Origin of the sequence: Nocardia amikacinitolerans, from assembly GCF_900215415.1 — a bacterium.
GTDB classification, from domain to species: Bacteria; Actinomycetota; Actinomycetes; order Mycobacteriales; family Mycobacteriaceae; genus Nocardia; species Nocardia amikacinitolerans.
On record NZ_OBEG01000002.1, the window covers coordinates 524,622 to 541,960 of the forward strand.

Below are 17,339 nucleotides of genomic sequence, written 5' to 3' on the forward strand. Positions count from 1 at the left end.
GTGAAGTGCAATCTGTTTCAGCGGACCGCTCGGTTCCCGGCATACTCACGCAAGGAATCCAGGTAGCCGGGCGTGTAGAGCGTGCGTGGCGCGAATAATGCCACCACAGTCGCCCGCCAGTCCTGGTCATTGTCGAAGCGGGCCTTGACGATGTTGTGTGAGGCGTTCGGATAGCGCTGCACCGTGAGCTGTTGCGGCGGAAGGATCTCGCGGTAGACCCGTTCGGTCTCGTTGACATCGACATTGAGATCCTCGTCGCCCAGCACCAGCAGCACCGGCACCTTGACCTGCGCCAAGACCGTGGTCACGTCGGAGCGATAATTCAGCTGAACGAAGTTCCAGCGGTCCTCTGACATCGGATCCGAGTCGTGCTGGGCGGCAAGGTATTGCTCATAGCTGGCGTTGTCGCGCAGCGCCCGCAAACCGGCGTTGCGACGATCGAGAGCAGCGGCGATATCGGCCTGTGACGCGCCTCGGTGCCGCAACTCGGCGAGCAGGTTGTACTCACCTTGTCGCAACCAATTCACCGCCGCGCCAACAAGAATCACGAACTGTAGATCGGGAAGATGCGCCGCCACCTCGGGCACGACCCAGCCACCCTGACTGACACCCCACATCCCGATCCGACGCGGATCAATGTCATCGCGTTGGCGCGCCCACGCAATGGCCGCCTCGGCTTCGGCCGCTCGATCGTGCATGCTCTGATCGAGCCAGTTTCCCGGCGCCCCATCGATTCCCGGCTTGTTCCAGGACAGCGACGCGTACCCGACTTTGGCGAACGACTCCCAGATCGGTTTGTAGAACGAGTCGCCGGTGGCATTGGCAGGCCCGTCCCCATGCACGAACACGACCAGACCGTAAGGCCCTTTCCCGTGCTCGGGCAGCGCCAACGTCGCTTTCAACGGCTGGGTCGACCCCGGAATCGTCAATTCCTCCTGCCGGATGGCGAAGTCGTTCGCATAGATCACCCACCCGCCCGCTCCCACCACCAACGCCACCACGCAGCCGACCACGACCAACGTGCGACGTAACCACCCCCGGGGCCTGCCTGCAGCATCCCCGGCCGACGACCCCAATGCATCATTTGACCTATTCATAAAGCTAACGTATCACGAACGTTCGTTACTCATTCGTACGTACATGGTTCTTCGTCACGGCGGCTCAGCGCCATGATGAGCAGCGGGCGGTTGAATAAGCAGGCACACGCTTCTGTGCAGACCGCAAGCCCTGGGGGAAGCCTGCTTGCCAGGGACGGCTCGCTGGCGCGTGGTCGACCACGAGAGGCGAGTCACGGCAAACTATCGTGATGAACACGTCCGTGGTCGATATGATAGAGAAATGTCCGAGAACAGTTCCCGATCCGCAGCAGGTACGCATACACCGCAGTGCGCGTCGGCTGCGGGAGATCAAAAGATCAGCCTGCGCCGTATCACCGCGCGCACCGTGGCCGATATATGCGACCTGAGTGAAACCCTCACCGCCGAGCAGCGGGCGATGGTCGCCGACAACGCGGTCTCGATCGCCGACGCGCATTTCTCCGAAAGCGCCTGGTTCCGCGCTATCTACGTAGGCGAAGACCCGGCTGGATTCATCATGCTGCACCACGGCTACGACTACGAGGACGGCCTCGAATGCCACGGCGTGTTCCTGTGGCGCCTGATGGTGGCAGGACCGTACCAGGGCCTAGGGATCGGCCGCCGAGCGATCGAAATGATCGTCGACAGTCTCAAAGCTCGTGGTATCAGCGAACTCTACGCCGGCTGTGGTCAAGGACCCTCCAGCCCGGGCCCGTTCTACGAAAAGCTCGGCTTCGTGCCCAGCGGCGCCTTCTACGGTGAAGACAAGGACGAAATCGGCATCGTGCTTCGCTGGTAGTCCCTGCCAGCAGCACCGATGCCGCGCGCCATGTACGTTGTCGACCCGCCAGCCAGCCGAGCAAGGACTCTACAAGCGTTGCATCGCAGGCCGAAAGGCCAACGATGATCCCAGGCCGTCGCCCCTCCATTGACACAGGCAATCACTCTCAGCAACGCACGATAATGCCGCATAGTGCGCAGTTCGAAACGGCCACCATCCCTCTCTTCAAGGCCGATCGAAGTGTGCCGAACCACGCCGAGGTCTTACTCGGCGGTGGTCGGGATGTCACGGGGCAGACGCTCGTCCGGAGATGGACCCGAACGTGGGGATGCCGAGTTCGGTTCCGGCGGCTGTTCGTTGGAGCGTGGCGTCGATCTGGGCGAGCTTGTCCTTGACGCCGGCGTAGCTGACCTGGAGGCCCTCCGTCTTCGCGGCCGCTCAGACGTTGAAGCGGAACTCGACGACGTCGCCGTCGGACATGATGTAGTCCTTGCCCTCCATGCGCACCTTCCCCGCGGCCTTGGCGGCCGCCATGGACCCCGCTTCGACCAGGTCGTCGAAGGCGACGATCTCGGCTTTGATGAAGCCGCGTTCGAAGTCGGTGTGGATGACACCGGCTGCCTTGGGGGCGGTGTCGCCCTGGTGGATGGTCCAGGCGCGGGATTCCTTGGGGCCTGCGGTGAGGTAGGTCTGGAGGCCGAGGGTGTGGAAGCCGGCGCGGGCGAGGGCGTGCAGGCCGGGTTCGGTCTGGCCGATGGATTCGAGGAGTTCCATGGCGGATTCGGTGTCGAGCTCGAGGAGCTCGGCTTCGACCTTGGCGTCGAGGAAGACGGCGTCGGCGGGGGCGACGGAGGCCTTCAGCTCGGCGACCTTGGCTTCGTCGGTGAGGACGGACTCGTCGGCGTTGAAGACGTAGAGGAACGGCTTGATGGTGAGCAGCGAAAGCTCTTTCAGCAGTTCGGTGTCCACCTGATCCTGGGCGGCGAAGAGGGTCTTGCCGCTGTTGAGGATCTCCTGGGCCGCCTTGGCCGCGTCGGCGACCGGCTTGCGGTCCTTCTTGACCTTGGCTTCCTTGTCCAGCCGCACGACCGCCTTCTCCAGGGTCTGCAGGTCGGCGAGGATGAGCTCGGTCTCGATGACCTCGATGTCGGCGGAGGGGTCGACCCGGCCGTCGACGTGCACCACGTCGTCGTCGGCGAAGACGCGCACCACCTGGCAGATGGCGTCGGCCTCGCGGATGTTGGCGAGGAACTTGTTGCCAAGGCCCGCGCCCTCGGACGCGCCCTTCACGATGCCCGCGATGTCGACGAAGGACACGGTGGCGGGCACGATGCGCTCGGAACCGAAGATCTCGGCCAGCTTGTCCAGCCGCGGATCGGGCAGCGGGACCACGCCGACGTTCGGCTCGATCGTCGCGAACGGGTAGTTCGCGGCAAGCACGTCGTTCTTGGTCAGCGCGTTGAACAGCGTCGACTTTCCGACGTTGGGCAGGCCGACGATTCCGAGGGTGAGACTCACGAGGTAGAGAGTCTACGCGCCGCGAACCTCCGCCTTTCTCGCGCCTGCCGCGTGCCGATCGAAGGTGACATCCAGTCGGCCGAGCGGGCTGGGGGTCACCTTCGGTCGTCGTGGTGCGGTCAGGGGACGAGCACGACCTTGCCGTGGTTGGCGCGCGCCTCGATCAGCGCGTGTGCGGCGGCCGCGTCCTCCAGCGCGAACTCACCGTGCACCACCGGACGCACCTGGCCGGACGCGAAGTACTGCCACAGCTCCTGCCGCCAGTGCTCGTACACCTCCGGCATCTCGCGCGCGACCCGCGCCATCTGGAAGCCGATCACCGCTTTGGCGCCGGTCAGCAGGTCGAAGGCCTGGATGATGCCGCCGCCGGAACTGTAGGCGACGAGGCGGCCGCCGGGCGCGAGGGCCGCGAGGGCGGGGCCGAGCAGTTCGCCGCCGACGGCGTCGAGCACATAGTCGACGGGCTCGCCCCACGGCTCCCCGTAGACGACGACCTCGTCGGCGCCGAGTTCGCGCAGGAACTCGCCTTTCGCGGGGTCGGAGACGGCGGCGACCACCCGCTTGGCCCCGCGCACCCGCGCCAGCTGCACGGCGAGGTGACCGACGCCGCTCGCCGCCGCGGTGACCAGCGCCGATTCACCGGACTCCGGCTTCGCGGCGTCCAGCGCACCGAGCGCGATCAGACCACTGCGCACCAGCGCGACCGCATCGATGGCGGAAGCTCCATCGGGAATCGAGGACACCATCTCCTGGCGCAGCAGGGCGTACTCGGCGTAGCCGTGGCCGAAGCACAGACCGGTGACGCGGTAACCGGGCGCGAAGTCGGTGACGCCGTCGCCAACGGCGATCACCTCGCCCGCGATCTCGCCGCCGAGCGGGATCGGCTCGCGCTGTTCGCGAACTTTCCGCACCACCGGCAGGGTCACGCCGATGGCGTGCACCTTCACCAGAAGTTCGCCAGGCCCGGGTGTCGGTGTCTCGGCCGATTCCAGCTCGAGCACCTCGGGACCACCACTGCGCTCGTATCGGATTCGACGCATGACACCTCCACTCCTCATCTGAAGGCGTAACGGTAACCGGGCAGCAACCCGAACTCACAGACCCGAGGCGCCCCGTGTGCGCGATCTCACCGCCCCCTGGAGCGCGGCGTGCGCCACGTTCGCGCGCCGCGAGATCGGTATGCGAATGGCCCGCGCGGGCGTACCGTGAGCCACATGGAGCCGACCACGGAGGTGGTGACGGCCCGCCCCGCGCCCGCGCTGGCGGCGTTCATCGATCACTACCTCGGTTACCGGATGACGGGATACCGGCCGGGCATGCACCGGGGCCTTCCGTCGCGCCACATGACGTTCATCGTCGCCATCGGACCGACCATCGACGTTGTGGCGCAGACCGATCCGGCCCAGGAGCCGCGCGACTACCGCTGCGTCCTCAGCGGATTGCAGGCGAGTTCGGCCGCCATCGCGCACAACGGGACTCAGGAGGGTGTGGCCATCGCGCTCACCCCGCTCGGCTGCCGGACGCTGTTCGGCCTGCCCGCCGCGGAGATCTGGAACATCTCGCTCGAATGCGCCGAGGTCGCGGGCCCGACCGGCGACGAGCTGTGGGAACGCCTCCAAGGCGACGCACCGTGGTCGCGCCGGTTCGCGATCTGCGACGAGATCCTGACGCGCCTGGCCTGCCCGGACCGTCTCGTCATCCCCGAGCTCAGCTGGGCCTGGAACGCCGTGGTGGCCAGCGGCGGCACCGCGAGCATCGGCCCGCTCGCCGAACGCATCGGCTGGACCCGCCAGCATCTGACCCGCAAGTTCGGCGCCGAGTTCGGACTGAGCCCGAAGCTGGCCGCCCGCGTCACCCGTTTCGAGCGGGCCAGGCGGATGATCGAGCACACGCCGTCGTTCGTTTCGATCGCCCAGGTCGCCGCGACCTGCGGCTACTACGACCAAGCCCACCTGAACCGCGACTTCCTCGACCTCGCCGGATGCAGCCCGACCACCTGGCTGGCCGAGGAGATTCCATCCGTCCAAGACGAGCCGGGCCTCGGCGGATGAGGCTGGAGCCATGACGAATCCCACGACAGACACCACGACACGCACCGCGATCTGGCCCTGCCTCGCTTTCCGCGACGCACGGGCGATGACCGAGTTTCTGGTGAACGCCTTCGGTTTCCAGGTCTCGGCCGTCTACGCCCGCGAGGACGATCCGTCGATCGTCGAGCACGCCGAACTGCGCTGGCCGCTCGGCGGCGGCATCATGTTCGGTTCGGCGGGCAAGGACGACACCCCGTTCGGGCAGCGCAAGCCCGGCAACGACTCGATCTATGTGGTCTGCGACAAGCCCGACGAGCTCTTCGAGCGTGCCACCAAGGCCGGGGCCGAGGTGGTGCGAGGCCTGCGCGACGAGGACTACGGATCGCGCGGGTTCACCGTCCGCGACCCCGAGGGCAACCTCTGGAGCTTCGGCACCTACTGGGGTGAGTGAACACGCTGGAAACCGGTGCCGCACGACGGGTCCCGCGCACCATTACCGCGCCGGTGGCGGTGGCTGGTTCGCCGCCACCGGCCTCTCGTCGCGGCTGCGGTAGCCATTTCGCAGACGCTGAACGCCCATCGATTTCATTGTCTGCACAACTCGGGCAGCTCGCCGCGGTCCACGCGCCGACCGATCTCACCGCCCGCCGAGGCCGGACAAGCTGATGCCCCGGATGAACGCCCGTTGACCGATCGCGTAGACGGCGAGCAAGGGCAGCAGGATGACGACGGCGGCCGCCATCAGCAGCGGCCACTGGGAGTAGTACTGCCCCTGCAAACGGACCAATCCGAGGGTGACCGTCGCCAGCTCGTTGCGCTGAATCATCACCAGCGGCCAGAGGAAGTCGTTCCACACGGTGATCCAGGTGAGCACCGCGAGCACCATGAGGGCCGGGCGGGTGTGCGGGAGCAGCACGCGCCAGTACACCTGCCAGGTCGAGCAGCCGTCGAGGATCGCCGCTTCCTCCAATTCCGTTGGCAGCGTGCGGAAGAACTGCCGCATGAGATAGGTGCCGAAGGCGCTGCCGAACAGGCCGGGCACGATCATCGACCACGCGGTGTCCACCCACCCGAAGGCGCGCATGAGCAGGAACTGCGGGATGACCGTGACGGTGAGCGGCACCATCAGCGTCGCCAGGTAGGCGAGAAACAACGCCTCGCTGCCGCGGAAACGCAAGCGCGCGAAGGCGTATCCGGCCAGCGAGCAGAAGAACACTTGCCCTGCTGTCACGCACACGGCGTAGACGGTGGTGTTGAGCAGCATCCGTCCCATCGGCAACAGCTCGAACACGCGGCCGAAGTTCGACCACTGCGGATCCTCCGGCAGCACAGTCGGTTCGGTGATCTCACCGTCGCGCTTCAGCGAACCCGACAACGCCCAGATGATCGGCGCCAGCGCGCACCACGCGACACCGACGAGCGCGGCGTAGATCCCGACGCCGCGCACCAACCTGCGCACAGCCGCCCGTTGCGCGCGGCCGTCCGCCACACCGCCGCCGCGCAAACCCTGCTGCCCCATATCCGCCTTGCCCATCCCCGCTCGGGCCTGGCCTGTGTGCGCACCGACAGCGCCCTCATTTGCCGCACCTCCGACGCCTCCCCGGGGTTCACCACCGAGGCGCGCGCGCATCGCATCGACGCCCGCACCGGCATCACCAGCACCCGAACCCGCACCCGCCGAATTCACACCCGCACCGGCATCACCGGCACCCGCGTCCACGCCGGCACCGCCATCACGCTCGCCCGCCTGCCCATCACCACACACGCCAGCGCCCACACCCTCGGCGCGCACCTCCATCCCATTCACGCCAGCATCTGCGCCCGCGTCCACACCCGAACCGGCGCCACCAGTCCCCGCATGGCTCTCGTCCGCGTACGTGATCCCCGCCGCACCACGACGCCCACCCAGCACCCGTCGAATCCCCCTGAACGCGTTCACAACTCCGTCTCCTCCCGCCGAGACAGACGCAACTGAAGAACCGTCAGCACCAACAGGATCGCGAAGATCACCCAGGCCAGCGCCGAGGCGTAACCCACCTCGTAGAACCCGAAAGCGTGCTGGAACAACATGATCCCGAGGAGATAGGTGCCCGTCTCCGGCCCGCCGTTGCCGCCGGTGAGCGCGTATGCCTGGTCGAAGGCCTGCACCGAGTTGATGACGGTGATCACGAAGACGAACGACAGCGGCCCGCGGATCAGCGGCAGCGTCACCGAACGGAAGCGACGGACCGCTCCCGCGCCGTCGATCTTGGCCGCCTCGTACAGCGTCTCCGGCACGCCCTGCATGGCGGCGAGCAGGATGACGGTGGCGAAAGGCACGCTCTTCCAGACGGTCACGATGCTGAGCGAGACCAGCGCCCAGTCCGGGTCGGTCAACCACGGCACCGGGTCGACGCCGAACCAACCGAGCACTATGTTCAAGAGCCCGTCGTCGGTGGTGAAGATGAACCGCCACACCACCGCCATCGCCACCGTCGAAGCCACCAGCGGCAGGAACGCCATCGTGCGAAAGAGACCGATTCCGAACACCTTCCGGTTCAGCACCGCCGCGACGACCAACCCGATCACCACCGTCGGCAGCAACGTCAGCACGGTGAACACCGCGGTATTGCGCAGCGCGATGAGAAACAGCGGATCTGAGGTGAAGAGCCGCCGATAGTTCGCCGTTCCCACGAACCGCGGCGGGCTGAACAGATCCCAGGAGTGAAAGCTCAGATAGAGCGAGAACCCCAACGGGAACAGCAGGAAGACAAGAACCGCCAACAGATTCGGCGCGATGAACAACCATCCGGCGCGTTCACGTCGCCGCGCGAGCCGACCGGGACGCGCCGTACCCCGTGCGCGCGGCGGCGGCGCGTCATCGGCCGCTTTCACCACCGTGTCGTCGACAGAAGTGCTCATGCCTTCGCCTCGCTGACGCTCGGATCCGGCATTCGCGAGGCACGCTCATTACGTTCGCTCATGGCGCCACCAGCAACGCGTCGACATCCGCCGCGAGCCGTCCGCCCAGGGACTGCGCCGTCGCTGCACCCCGCAGCACCCGGTTTCCGCCGCGTTCGAGCAGCGCCGACACCTTGCCCCACATCGGCGTCACCGGCAACGGACGGGAACTGGCTGGGCCGTCGGTCATCACGTCCAGATTGCGGATCTCACGGTGCGCCGCCGCGAATCCCGGTGTGGCCATGGCTGATTTCAACACCGGAACGAACAAACCGGACGCCGCCACGATCGCCTGTCCAACCGGCCCGGTCGCGAACTTCACGAATTCCCAGGCCTGTTCGATACGCGGACTGTCGGCCGCGATGGACAGTCCGGTGCAACCGACGTCGGTGATCGCGCCCGGTCCGCCGTGCGGTCCGACCGGAAGCACGGTCAGATCGATGGGAACGCCGTCGTTTCCGGCGAACTCGGAGTACAGCCAGTGCCCGCCGAGCGCCATGGCCGCACGTCCGCGCCGGAACAGGTCCGGAGCCGAAACCGATTGCTGGTCGGCGACTCTCGGCGCGACCCGGTGCCGCACCGCGAGATCGGCGTAGAACTGGAACCCCTCCGCGAAGCGGGGGTCGCCGAGATTGGTGCGGGTCGGATTCACCGGCGGCGTGAACCATTCGGCCCCGTTGTTCATCCCGAAACAGGCGGCCGAGAAGTACGGAACCCACGCGTCGGCGAAACCCCACTGCCTGGTGCGCCCATCGCCGTCGCGGCGGGTGAGCGCGCGTGCCGCGTCCAGGAACTCCGCGTAGCTCCACGCGTCGCTCCAGCGGGCGGGCGGCGTCAGCCCGGCTTCGGCGAACATCGCGCGGTTGTAGTAGAGGAACACGCCGGACCACTGCTCGGGCAGCGCGTACTGGCCGCCGTCGTAGGTGAAGGTGTCGTACAGCGTGGGGAAACTGTCGCGGCGCAGTTCCGCGGCGTAGCGCGGGTCCCGGTCGAGCAGTGTGTTCAGGTCGAGCAGCACGCCGCGCTCGGCAAGTCCCGCGTAGAGCAGTTCCCACGCCATCAGCACGTCGGGGCATTTGCCGCCCGCGCAGTAGGTGAGCATCTGCTGCAACGGGTCAGGACCCGACATGATGGTGCGCACCGGGATGTCCGGGTGCCGCTTGCGAAACTCGTCGATGATGCGCAGCCGGACGCGCGCCTCCTCGGGGCGGGCTTGGAAGAAGAAGGTCAGCGCGTCGTCGTCGGAGCCGCACGCGTTCGCCAGCAACGGGGCGGCGAGCGCGGAGCCGAGCAGGGTGCGCCTGCGAATCCCGCGCGCGGGGACAACCGGTGGGCGCGCTGCGGAAGAACGCGAAGTCGAATCCAGCACAGCCCTCCTCGGGCGGACATGGAGTGTGACGAACAGCATCGCAGCATACGTCCGGCTATAACCGACGTGACGGCCGACACACGAACAATATTTAACGGTCGTCCATCGATGGCCGGAATCCGCGCAGTGGCGATCGGCGATCGGTTACGTTGTCACGTGCTTCAGCAAGATCCCGCACGACGAGATCCTGCGCGTTTCACAGGAGAGTAGGCAGATGGCGACAATCGAATATCTGCGGACCGATCCCGACCTGCCACCGGTCGGTGTGGTCGATCGGTCCCCGATAACCCCGGCCAAGAAGGCTGTTTTCGCCGGGATCGCGATACTCGGCGCCCTCGCCTGGGCCATCCTCGCCATAGCGCGCGGTGAGAACGTCAACGCGGTCTGGATCGTGATCGCGGCGGTGTGTACGTACATCATCGCCTACCGCTTCTACGCGCGATTCATCGAATGGAAGATCACCAAGCCGCGCGACGACGTCGCGACCCCCGCCGAAATCCTGGAGAACGGCAAGGATTTCATGCCGATGGACCGGCGGGTGCTCTACGGGCACCACTTCGCCGCCATCGCGGGCGCCGGTCCGCTGGTCGGTCCGGTGCTGGCCGCGCAGATGGGTTATCTGCCGGGCACCATCTGGATCGTGGTCGGCGTCTGCCTCGCGGGCGCGGTGCAGGACTACATGGTGCTGTGGGCCTCCACCAAGCGGCGCGGGCGCAGTCTCGGCCAGATGGCGCGTGACGAGCTCGGCGCGATCGGCGGCGTCGCGGCGATCGTGGCGATTCTCGTGATCATGATGATCCTGCTCGCGGTGCTCGCGCTGGTCGTGGTGAACGCGCTCGGCGAGAGCCCGTGGGGCGTGTTCTCCATCGCGATGACGATCCCGATCGCCCTGTTCATGGGCGTGTACCTGCGGTTCCTGCGGCCGGGCAAGGTCGGCGAGGTGTCCGCGATCGGCATCGCGCTGCTGCTGCTCGCCATCGTCTCCGGCGGCTGGGTGTCCGAAACCGATTGGGGCGCCGATTGGTTCACGCTCTCCAGGACCACCATCGCCTGGCTGCTCATCGCCTACGGCTTCCTCGCGTCGGTGTTGCCGGTGTGGCTGCTGCTCGCGCCGCGCGACTACCTGTCGACGTTCATGAAGATCGGCACCATCGGCCTGCTCGCGGTCGGCATCCTGATCACCATGCCGGTGCTGAAGGCGCCCGCGATCTCCGATTTCGCCTCCACCGGAACCGGTCCGGCCTTCGCGGGCAGCCTGTTCCCGTTCCTGTTCATCACCATCGCCTGCGGCGCGCTCTCCGGTTTCCACGCGCTGGTCTCCTCCGGCACCACACCCAAGCTGCTGGAGAAGGAATCGCACGCGCGGATGATCGGCTACGGCGGCATGCTGATGGAGTCGTTCGTCGCCGTGATGGCCATCATCACCGCCTCGATCATCGACCAGCACCTGTACTTCGGCATGAACGCGCCGCTCGGCCTGACCGGCGGCACCCCGGAAAAGGCCGCCGCGTACACCAATTCGCTCGGCCTCGCCGGACCGCCCGCCACACCGGAGACCTTCTCCGGCGCCGCAGCGGACGTCGGCGAGAACACCATCATCTCGCGCACCGGCGGCGCGCCGACCCTGGCGGTCGGCATCTCGGAGGTGTTCCACCGGTTCCTCGGCGGCGAGAGCATGAAGTCGTTCTGGTACCACTTCGCGATCATGTTCGAGGCGCTGTTCATCCTGACCACGATCGACGCGGGCACCCGTGTCGCGCGGTTCATGACCTCGGACGCGCTGGGCAACTTCGGCGGACCGCTGCGCAAGTTCAAGGATCCGTCCTGGCGGGTCGGCGCGTGGCTGTGCTCGTTCGTGGTGGTCGCGGCGTGGGGCTCCATCCTGCTGATGGGCGTCACCGATCCGCTCGGCGGCATCAACGCGCTCTACCCGCTGTTCGGCATCGCCAACCAGTTGCTCGCCGCCGTCGCGCTGACCGTCGTGATGACCATCATCGTGAAGAAGGGCTTGGCGAAGTGGGCCTGGATTCCGGGCATCCCGCTGGCCTGGGACCTGATCGTGACGATGACCGCGTCCTGGCAGAAGATCTTCTCCGCCGACCCGAAGGTGGGTTACTGGAAGCAGCACAGCCTCTGCCAGCAGGCGCAGGAGGCGGGCAAGCTCTGTCTGACGGCGAAGACGCCGGAGGACGTGGACACCGTCATCCGCAACACCTTCATCCAGGGCACGCTCTCGATCGTGTTCGCCGCGCTGGTGCTGGTCGTCGCGGTGGTCGGCGCGCTGGTGTGCTTCCGAGCCTGGCGCTCCGGCGGCGGGGAGACCACCGAGTCGCCGGAGGAGCCGTCGAAGATCTTCGCGCCGAGCGGGTTCCTGGCCACTCCGACGGAGAAGGCCGTGCAGAAGGAATGGGACGAGCTGATCGCGGCGGGCAAGGTGCGCGCACCCGGCGCGGCCCACGCGCACGGCGCGGCCAAGGCGGAAGCGCCCGCGTAATGAGCGAATCGCTCGCGCCTCGGGAGGGCAGGTCAGCGCGACCGGCCCTCCCGAGGCGTGTGCTGGACGCGGTGCGCGCGATCGTCTGGTGGTTCTCGTCGATCCTCGGCGGCCAGGACTACCAGCGCTACGTCGCGCACCTCCAGCGCAACCACCCGGATTGCCCCATCCCCACCGAGCGCCAATACTGGCGCGACCGGCACGCCGAAGCCGACCGCAGCCCCACCAACCGCTGCTGCTGACCTCCCTGGCGCGATCCAACAACCCGTGCCACACACTTCCCACACGCCTCACATAGGCACCGGCTGTGTGAGGCGTATGGAAGGCGTGTGGGAACCCGGCGTCGCGCCTGGGGGCTGCGGGTGCCCGGTCGAGGGGCGGCGATGGCGGCCGGGATGGTGGCCGATTTCCGCTAGCACGGGGCGGTGGGAGCTGCCATTGTGGATTGCGTGACGATCACGGCGTTGGACTTCGAGCAGTGCTATCGGGCGGTGTCGACGCGCGACTCGCGTTTCGACGGTCAGTTCTTCACGGCGGTGCGCACCACCGGAATCTATTGTCGCCCTTCATGTCCGGCCATCACGCCGAAGCGGGCCAATGTCAGCTTCCTGCCGACGGCGGCGGCAGCGCAGCACGCCGGATACCGGGCGTGCCGCCGTTGCCTGCCGGATGCGGCGCCCGGCTCGCCGCTGTGGAACACCAGGGCCGATCTGGCCGCCCGCGCAATGCGGCTGATCGGCGACGGCGTCATCGAACGGGGCGGGGTGCCCGCGCTGGCCGCCACGCTCGGCTACTCCCAGCGCCAGCTCACCCGGGTGCTCACCACCGAGCTCGGCGCCGGACCGCTGGCGCTGGCCAGGGCACACCGCGCGCACACCGCGCGGCTGCTCATCCAGACCACCGCCATGCCGATGTCGGACATCGCGTTCGCGGCGGGTTTCGCCAGCATCCGGCAGTTCAACGACACCGTGCGCGAGGTGTTCGCGGTCAGCCCCACCACCATGCGCACGGAGGCGCAGCGCGCGCGCAAGGACCCGGCACAGCCCGCGCCGACGGCGAACGGCACACTCTCACTTCGCCTTCCGTTCCGCGAGCCGCTGGACCGGGCGTGGCTGGAGTGGTTCCTTTCCGCACACGTCGCGCCGGGTATGGAGACCTGGGAAGACGGCGTCTACACCAGAAATCTGCGCACCCCGCACGGCCACGCGACGGCGCGGATCGGCTTCCGCGACGATCACGTGCGCGCCGAACTCGCGCTGCACGACATGCGCGATCTCGCGCCGACCGTGGCGCGCCTGCGGCACCTGCTCGACCTGGACGCCGACCCGGTCGGCATCGACGAGGTGCTCGGCGCGACACCGCTCGGTGCTCATGCCGACGCGTTCGACACCGACGACGCGCGGCGCCTCGCCACCGACACCCTGCCCGACATCGGCAGCGCCCCGGCCTCCGACGAACCCGCCGCGCACAACGGTCGTGGACGACTGCTGTTCACCCCCGGCATCCGGGTGCCGGGTTGTCTGGACGGCCCGGAACTGTTGCTGCGCACCATGATCGGGCAGCAGATCTCGGTGTCGGCGGCGGCCACCCACACCGCGCGACTGGTGGCGGCGCTCGGCGAATCAGTCGACGGGCCCGTGCCGCGGCTGTTCCCGACTCCGGCCGTCATCGCCGAGCGGGGCGCCGAGGTGCTGACCGGCCCGGCGCGGCGCGTCCGCTCGATCATCGGCGCCGCCGCCGCGCTCGCCGCTGGAGACCTGCAACTGCACGCCGGTCGCACCGCGGCGGACCTGCGCCGGGATCTGCTGGCACTGGATGGCGTCGGGCCGTGGACCGCCGACTACGTGACGATGCGCCTGCTGGCCGATCCCGATATCTTGCTCGACACCGACTTGGTCGTCCGGCAGGGCGCGGACCTGCTCGGCATCGACCTGAGTGACACCGCACGCTGGGCGCCGTGGCGCTCGTATCTGTCCATGCACCTGTGGAAGACCGCGCTGAGCAGGCGCTCGGCCGCACCCAAGCGGCCGGTCCGCTCGGCACGCACGACCGAATGAACATCCCTGCCGCACCATCGAAAGCGAGCACATCATGACCATCGGAACGACCCGCGCCGCCGACTTCGCCGTCGTCGACACCCCCATCGGCCCGTTCACGGCGATCACCGACGACGAGGGCGCGGTGCTGGCCTCCGGCTGGACCGCCGACGCGGAGAACCTGCGGCTGCTGATCCATCCGACGCTGCGTCCACCCGTTCTGCGCCAACAGGATTCGCTCGGCGCCGTTACCGAGGCCATCGTCGCGTATCACCGCGGGGAGGTGCACGCCATCGACGACGTTCCGGTGCGCCAGCGGTCCGGGGAGTTCCTCATGCACGCATGGGACGTGCTGCGGAAGGTGCCCGCCGGAGACCCGGTGACCTACACCGAGTTCGCCGCCATCGCCGGGCGACCGGAGGCGACCCGCGCCGCGGCCAACGCGTGCGCGCGGAACGCGGCGGCGTTGTTCGTGCCGTGCCATCGGGTGTTGCGGATCGGTGGGGCGCTCGGCGGGTTCCGGTGGGGGTTGGACGCGAAGAGGTGGCTGCTCGACCACGAGGGGTGAGATTCGCGGGGTTTCCTGCGCCGGTCGTCCAAGTGTGGATGACCGGCGCATTCGCGTTCCAGGGGCGTTGAAGTGGCGTCGAGGGCCTTGACTAGAGTTCGACTCTAGTGACAATCTCACTAGAGTTAAGCTCTAGTGAGAGGACGGCTCATGGCCGCGAAAGTCTTCGACCGCCGGGAACGGTTGGTCCTGTTGCTGATCACCGTCGTCGAGCTGGTGGTCTTCCTCGACACCACCGTGCTGAACGTGGCGCTTCCCGCTATCGGCGCGGATCTCGGCCTCGACGAGGCCGGGCTCGGGTGGGTCACCAACGCGTACCTGCTGGCGTTCGGCGGATTCATGCTGCTCGGCGGGCGGGCCGCCGATCTGCTCGGACCGCGCAGGGTGTTCACCGGCGGGTTGATCGTGTTCACCGCGGCTTCCGCGCTGGCGGGGTTCGCCGAGTCCGCGGCGCTGTTGATCGCCGCGCGCGCCCTACAGGGCGTTGGCGCGGCGGTGCTGATCCCGGCCCAATTGGCCTTGCTCACCGCGAGTTTCACCGCGGAGACGGCCAGGAACAGGGCGTTCGGGGTGTGGAGTGCGATGGGCGCGGCGGGCGCGGCGATCGGCACGGCGGTCGGCGGGCCGATGACCGACGCGTTCGGCTGGCCGTCGATCTTCCTCGTCAACGTGCCGGTCGGGCTCGTCGCGCTCGCCGGTGTTCGGCTGCTGCCACCGGACACCGCGCGCGCGGGCGAAGGGGCGCGCAAGCTCGACGTGCCCGGCGCGCTCACCGGCACGACGGCGCTGCTGCTCATCGGCTACGCGATCGGCGCGCTCGGCGACGCGGATACTCGCGGGATCGCAGCCGGGCTGCTCGGGCTCGGACTGGCGCTGCTCGCCGTCTTCGTGGTGGTCGAGGCGCGTAGCTCGCATCCGCTGATGCCGTTGCGGCTCTTCACCATTCGTCAGGTGAGCGGGTCGGCGGTGGTGAACGCACTGGTCGGCGCGGCGCACGTGCCCACCTTCGCGCTGCTCGCGCTCTACCTCCAGAACACCCAGGACTACAGTCCGACCCGCTCCGGTCTCGCCGTGCTCCCGGTCGCGGCGGTCAACATCCTGGCCTCCCGTACCTTCATCCCCTACCTCATGGACCGTCTCGGCCCGGCCCGCGTGCTGGCGATCGGCCTCGCGCTGCAAGCCGTCGCCATGGGCTGGTTCGCCCGTCTCCCCGCGCACGCCGACTACCCGATCGACGTCCTCCCCGGCGCGATCCTCCTGGGGATCGGCCTCCCCGCCGCCTTCGTCGGCGCCACCGCACCCGCCGTCACCTCGGTGGACACCACCGACGCCGGCATCGCCGCAGGCATCGTCAACACCGCCCAACGCGTCGGCTCCGGCCTCGGCGTCACCGCCCTCCTCCTGCTCGCCGACCTGATCACCGCCCGCGCCACCACCTCCCCCGACACCGCCTACCGCACCGGCCTCACCACAGCCTTCGCCACCGCCGCCACTTTGGCCGCACTCGGCGTGGTGCTCACGGTGGTTCTGCTGCGGACGAAGGGTGCGGTGCCGGGAGGCGCGCGGGTCAGCCATTCCAGAACCACGGCCGCGGTCGACGAAGCCCGCACCACGACGGCGAATACACCGAGCACCGGCACGGCCACAGCCGACGCAAACTAGCCTGGGCACGGGTGCCGTCGCGGCGGGGCGGGCTGTCGATGTAGCAAGTCTGTAGAAAATCCGTAGCAGTTCGGTCGAAGGGCCGCTAACCTGGTGGTATGTCCGCCCCCGCCGAATTGCCCGAGCCGCAGTCCGAGCTGCCCGAGATACCCCAGCGCCAGCTCCGGAACAACGTCAGCGGGGTGCTACGGGAGGTTCGGTCCGGCCACTCGTACACCATCACGGTCGACGGCGCCCCGGTCGCCGACCTCATCCCGCACCGCCGCACTCGTCGACGGACTGCGGTGCCACGGGACGAGGTGCTCGCGGCCTTCGTCGGACTTTCTCCCGCAGCGCACGACTGGGCAGCCGAATCGGCCGAGGTGGTGGACGACTCGATCTTCGACCCGTACGACCGTGCCCATCGGCTCGGACAGTTCGCGCCCGGCGAGAGCGAATGACATCCGTCCCGGAGCGCGGACTCGTCGACACCAATGTGCTCATACTCATCGACGCCTTGGCACCCGAGGAACTCCCCGTCGAGCTGGTGGTGAGCGCCCCGACGATGGCGGAACTCGCCTCCGGGCCGCACTATGCACGCGATCCCGCCGAACGAGCCCGACGGATCGAACGTCTCCAGAACGCCGAAGCCATCTTCGAGCCGCTGCCCTTCGATACGCGAGCGGCGCGCCGCTACGGCCACGTCATCGCAGCGGTCCTCGCTGCGGGGCGAAACCCCAAGCCGCGCAGGGTAGACCTCATGATCGCCGCGATCGCCTCGGTCCACCAGCTGCCGTTCTTCACCGTCAACCCAGCCGACTTCGAGGGTCTGAGCGGCCTGATCGACGTCCACTCGGTCACCCACCCCGACGAGCTTCGCCAGTAA

General features: G+C 68.0%; 17 protein-coding genes. 11 read left to right on the forward strand and 6 right to left on the reverse strand.

Going from position 1 to position 17,339, the window contains the following annotated elements; genetic code table 11:
• Positions 1-17: 17 nt before the first annotated feature.
• Positions 18-1,019 carry an alpha/beta hydrolase family protein gene (locus tag CRP45_RS10730; protein WP_245910061.1) on the reverse strand — a complete coding sequence of 334 codons (1,002 nt, stop codon included), beginning with the start codon at positions 1,017-1,019 and terminating at the stop codon, positions 18-20.
• Positions 1,020-1,338: 319 nt separating this feature from the next.
• Here CRP45_RS10730 and CRP45_RS10735 point away from each other — a divergent pair, with 319 nt between their 5' ends.
• Entirely contained in the window at positions 1,339-1,875 is a 537-nt protein-coding gene (locus CRP45_RS10735; protein ID WP_097244961.1) for a GNAT family N-acetyltransferase, read from the forward strand.
• A 420-nt stretch (positions 1,876-2,295) separates the two neighbouring features.
• Here the strand turns inward: CRP45_RS10735 and ychF are convergent, their stop codons facing one another.
• Positions 2,296-3,375, reverse strand: coding sequence for a redox-regulated ATPase YchF (gene ychF, locus CRP45_RS10740; protein WP_097244962.1), 1,080 nt, complete (start codon positions 3,373-3,375; stop codon positions 2,296-2,298).
• A gap of 119 nt (positions 3,376-3,494) precedes the next feature.
• Complete coding sequence (locus CRP45_RS10745) at positions 3,495-4,415, reverse strand: quinone oxidoreductase family protein (protein WP_097244963.1); 921 nt, start codon at positions 4,413-4,415, stop codon at positions 3,495-3,497.
• Between the two features lie 174 nt (positions 4,416-4,589).
• On the opposite strand from CRP45_RS10745, the gene CRP45_RS10750 reads away from it, so the two are divergent.
• Both CRP45_RS10750 and CRP45_RS10755 read left to right on the forward strand, forming a co-directional pair.
• The gene (locus tag CRP45_RS10750) at positions 4,590-5,426 is read left to right on the forward strand and encodes an AraC family transcriptional regulator (protein WP_097244964.1); all 837 of its coding nucleotides are present in this window, start codon (positions 4,590-4,592) and stop codon (positions 5,424-5,426) included.
• A gap of 10 nt (positions 5,427-5,436) precedes the next feature.
• Positions 5,437-5,856 (forward strand): VOC family protein, encoded by a 420-nt coding sequence (locus tag CRP45_RS10755; protein ID WP_097244965.1) that lies wholly within the window; start codon positions 5,437-5,439, stop codon positions 5,854-5,856.
• A gap of 186 nt (positions 5,857-6,042) precedes the next feature.
• Here the strand turns inward: CRP45_RS10755 and CRP45_RS10760 are convergent, their stop codons facing one another.
• The gene (locus CRP45_RS10760) at positions 6,043-6,939 is read right to left on the reverse strand and encodes a carbohydrate ABC transporter permease (protein WP_245910062.1); all 897 of its coding nucleotides are present in this window, start codon (positions 6,937-6,939) and stop codon (positions 6,043-6,045) included.
• A gap of 21 nt (positions 6,940-6,960) precedes the next feature.
• Here CRP45_RS10760 and CRP45_RS10765 point away from each other — a divergent pair, with 21 nt between their 5' ends.
• The gene (locus tag CRP45_RS10765) at positions 6,961-7,380 is read left to right on the forward strand and encodes a hypothetical protein (RefSeq protein ID WP_097244966.1); all 420 of its coding nucleotides are present in this window, start codon (positions 6,961-6,963) and stop codon (positions 7,378-7,380) included.
• Here CRP45_RS10765 and CRP45_RS10770 read toward each other — a convergent pair.
• Both CRP45_RS10770 and CRP45_RS10775 read right to left on the reverse strand, forming a co-directional pair.
• On the reverse strand, positions 7,341-8,306 hold the full coding sequence (locus CRP45_RS10770) for a carbohydrate ABC transporter permease (protein WP_097244967.1): 966 nt from the start codon (positions 8,304-8,306) through the stop codon (positions 7,341-7,343). The genes CRP45_RS10765 and CRP45_RS10770 overlap by 40 nt on opposite strands.
• 58 nt (positions 8,307-8,364) lie before the next feature.
• The gene (locus CRP45_RS10775; RefSeq protein WP_245910126.1) at positions 8,365-9,654 is read right to left on the reverse strand and encodes an ABC transporter substrate-binding protein; all 1,290 of its coding nucleotides are present in this window, start codon (positions 9,652-9,654) and stop codon (positions 8,365-8,367) included.
• Between the two features lie 274 nt (positions 9,655-9,928).
• On the opposite strand from CRP45_RS10775, the gene CRP45_RS10780 reads away from it, so the two are divergent.
• The 7 genes from CRP45_RS10780 (at position 9,929) to CRP45_RS10810 (ending at position 17,339) form a co-directional block, all read left to right on the forward strand.
• The gene (locus CRP45_RS10780; protein WP_097244969.1) at positions 9,929-12,208 is read left to right on the forward strand and encodes a carbon starvation CstA family protein; all 2,280 of its coding nucleotides are present in this window, start codon (positions 9,929-9,931) and stop codon (positions 12,206-12,208) included.
• A gap of 62 nt (positions 12,209-12,270) precedes the next feature.
• A complete protein-coding gene (locus CRP45_RS10785; RefSeq protein WP_067788589.1) occupies positions 12,271-12,450 on the forward strand; it encodes a YbdD/YjiX family protein in 180 nt (59 codons plus the stop codon).
• 198 nt (positions 12,451-12,648) lie between these two features.
• Positions 12,649-14,265 carry a DNA-3-methyladenine glycosylase 2 family protein gene (locus CRP45_RS10790; RefSeq protein ID WP_067788358.1) on the forward strand — a complete coding sequence of 539 codons (1,617 nt, stop codon included), beginning with the start codon at positions 12,649-12,651 and terminating at the stop codon, positions 14,263-14,265.
• Between the two features lie 34 nt (positions 14,266-14,299).
• Positions 14,300-14,812, forward strand: coding sequence for a methylated-DNA--[protein]-cysteine S-methyltransferase (locus CRP45_RS10795; RefSeq protein ID WP_097244970.1), 513 nt, complete (start codon positions 14,300-14,302; stop codon positions 14,810-14,812).
• A gap of 150 nt (positions 14,813-14,962) precedes the next feature.
• Positions 14,963-16,474, forward strand: a complete 1,512-nt coding sequence (locus CRP45_RS10800; RefSeq protein ID WP_097245445.1) for an MFS transporter — start codon at positions 14,963-14,965, stop codon at positions 16,472-16,474.
• A gap of 98 nt (positions 16,475-16,572) precedes the next feature.
• Positions 16,573-16,914 (forward strand): type II toxin-antitoxin system Phd/YefM family antitoxin, encoded by a 342-nt coding sequence (locus CRP45_RS10805; RefSeq protein ID WP_097244971.1) that lies wholly within the window; start codon positions 16,573-16,575, stop codon positions 16,912-16,914.
• Positions 16,911-17,339 (forward strand): type II toxin-antitoxin system VapC family toxin, encoded by a 429-nt coding sequence (locus CRP45_RS10810; protein ID WP_097244972.1) that lies wholly within the window; start codon positions 16,911-16,913, stop codon positions 17,337-17,339. The genes CRP45_RS10805 and CRP45_RS10810 overlap by 4 nt, the downstream gene beginning before the upstream one ends.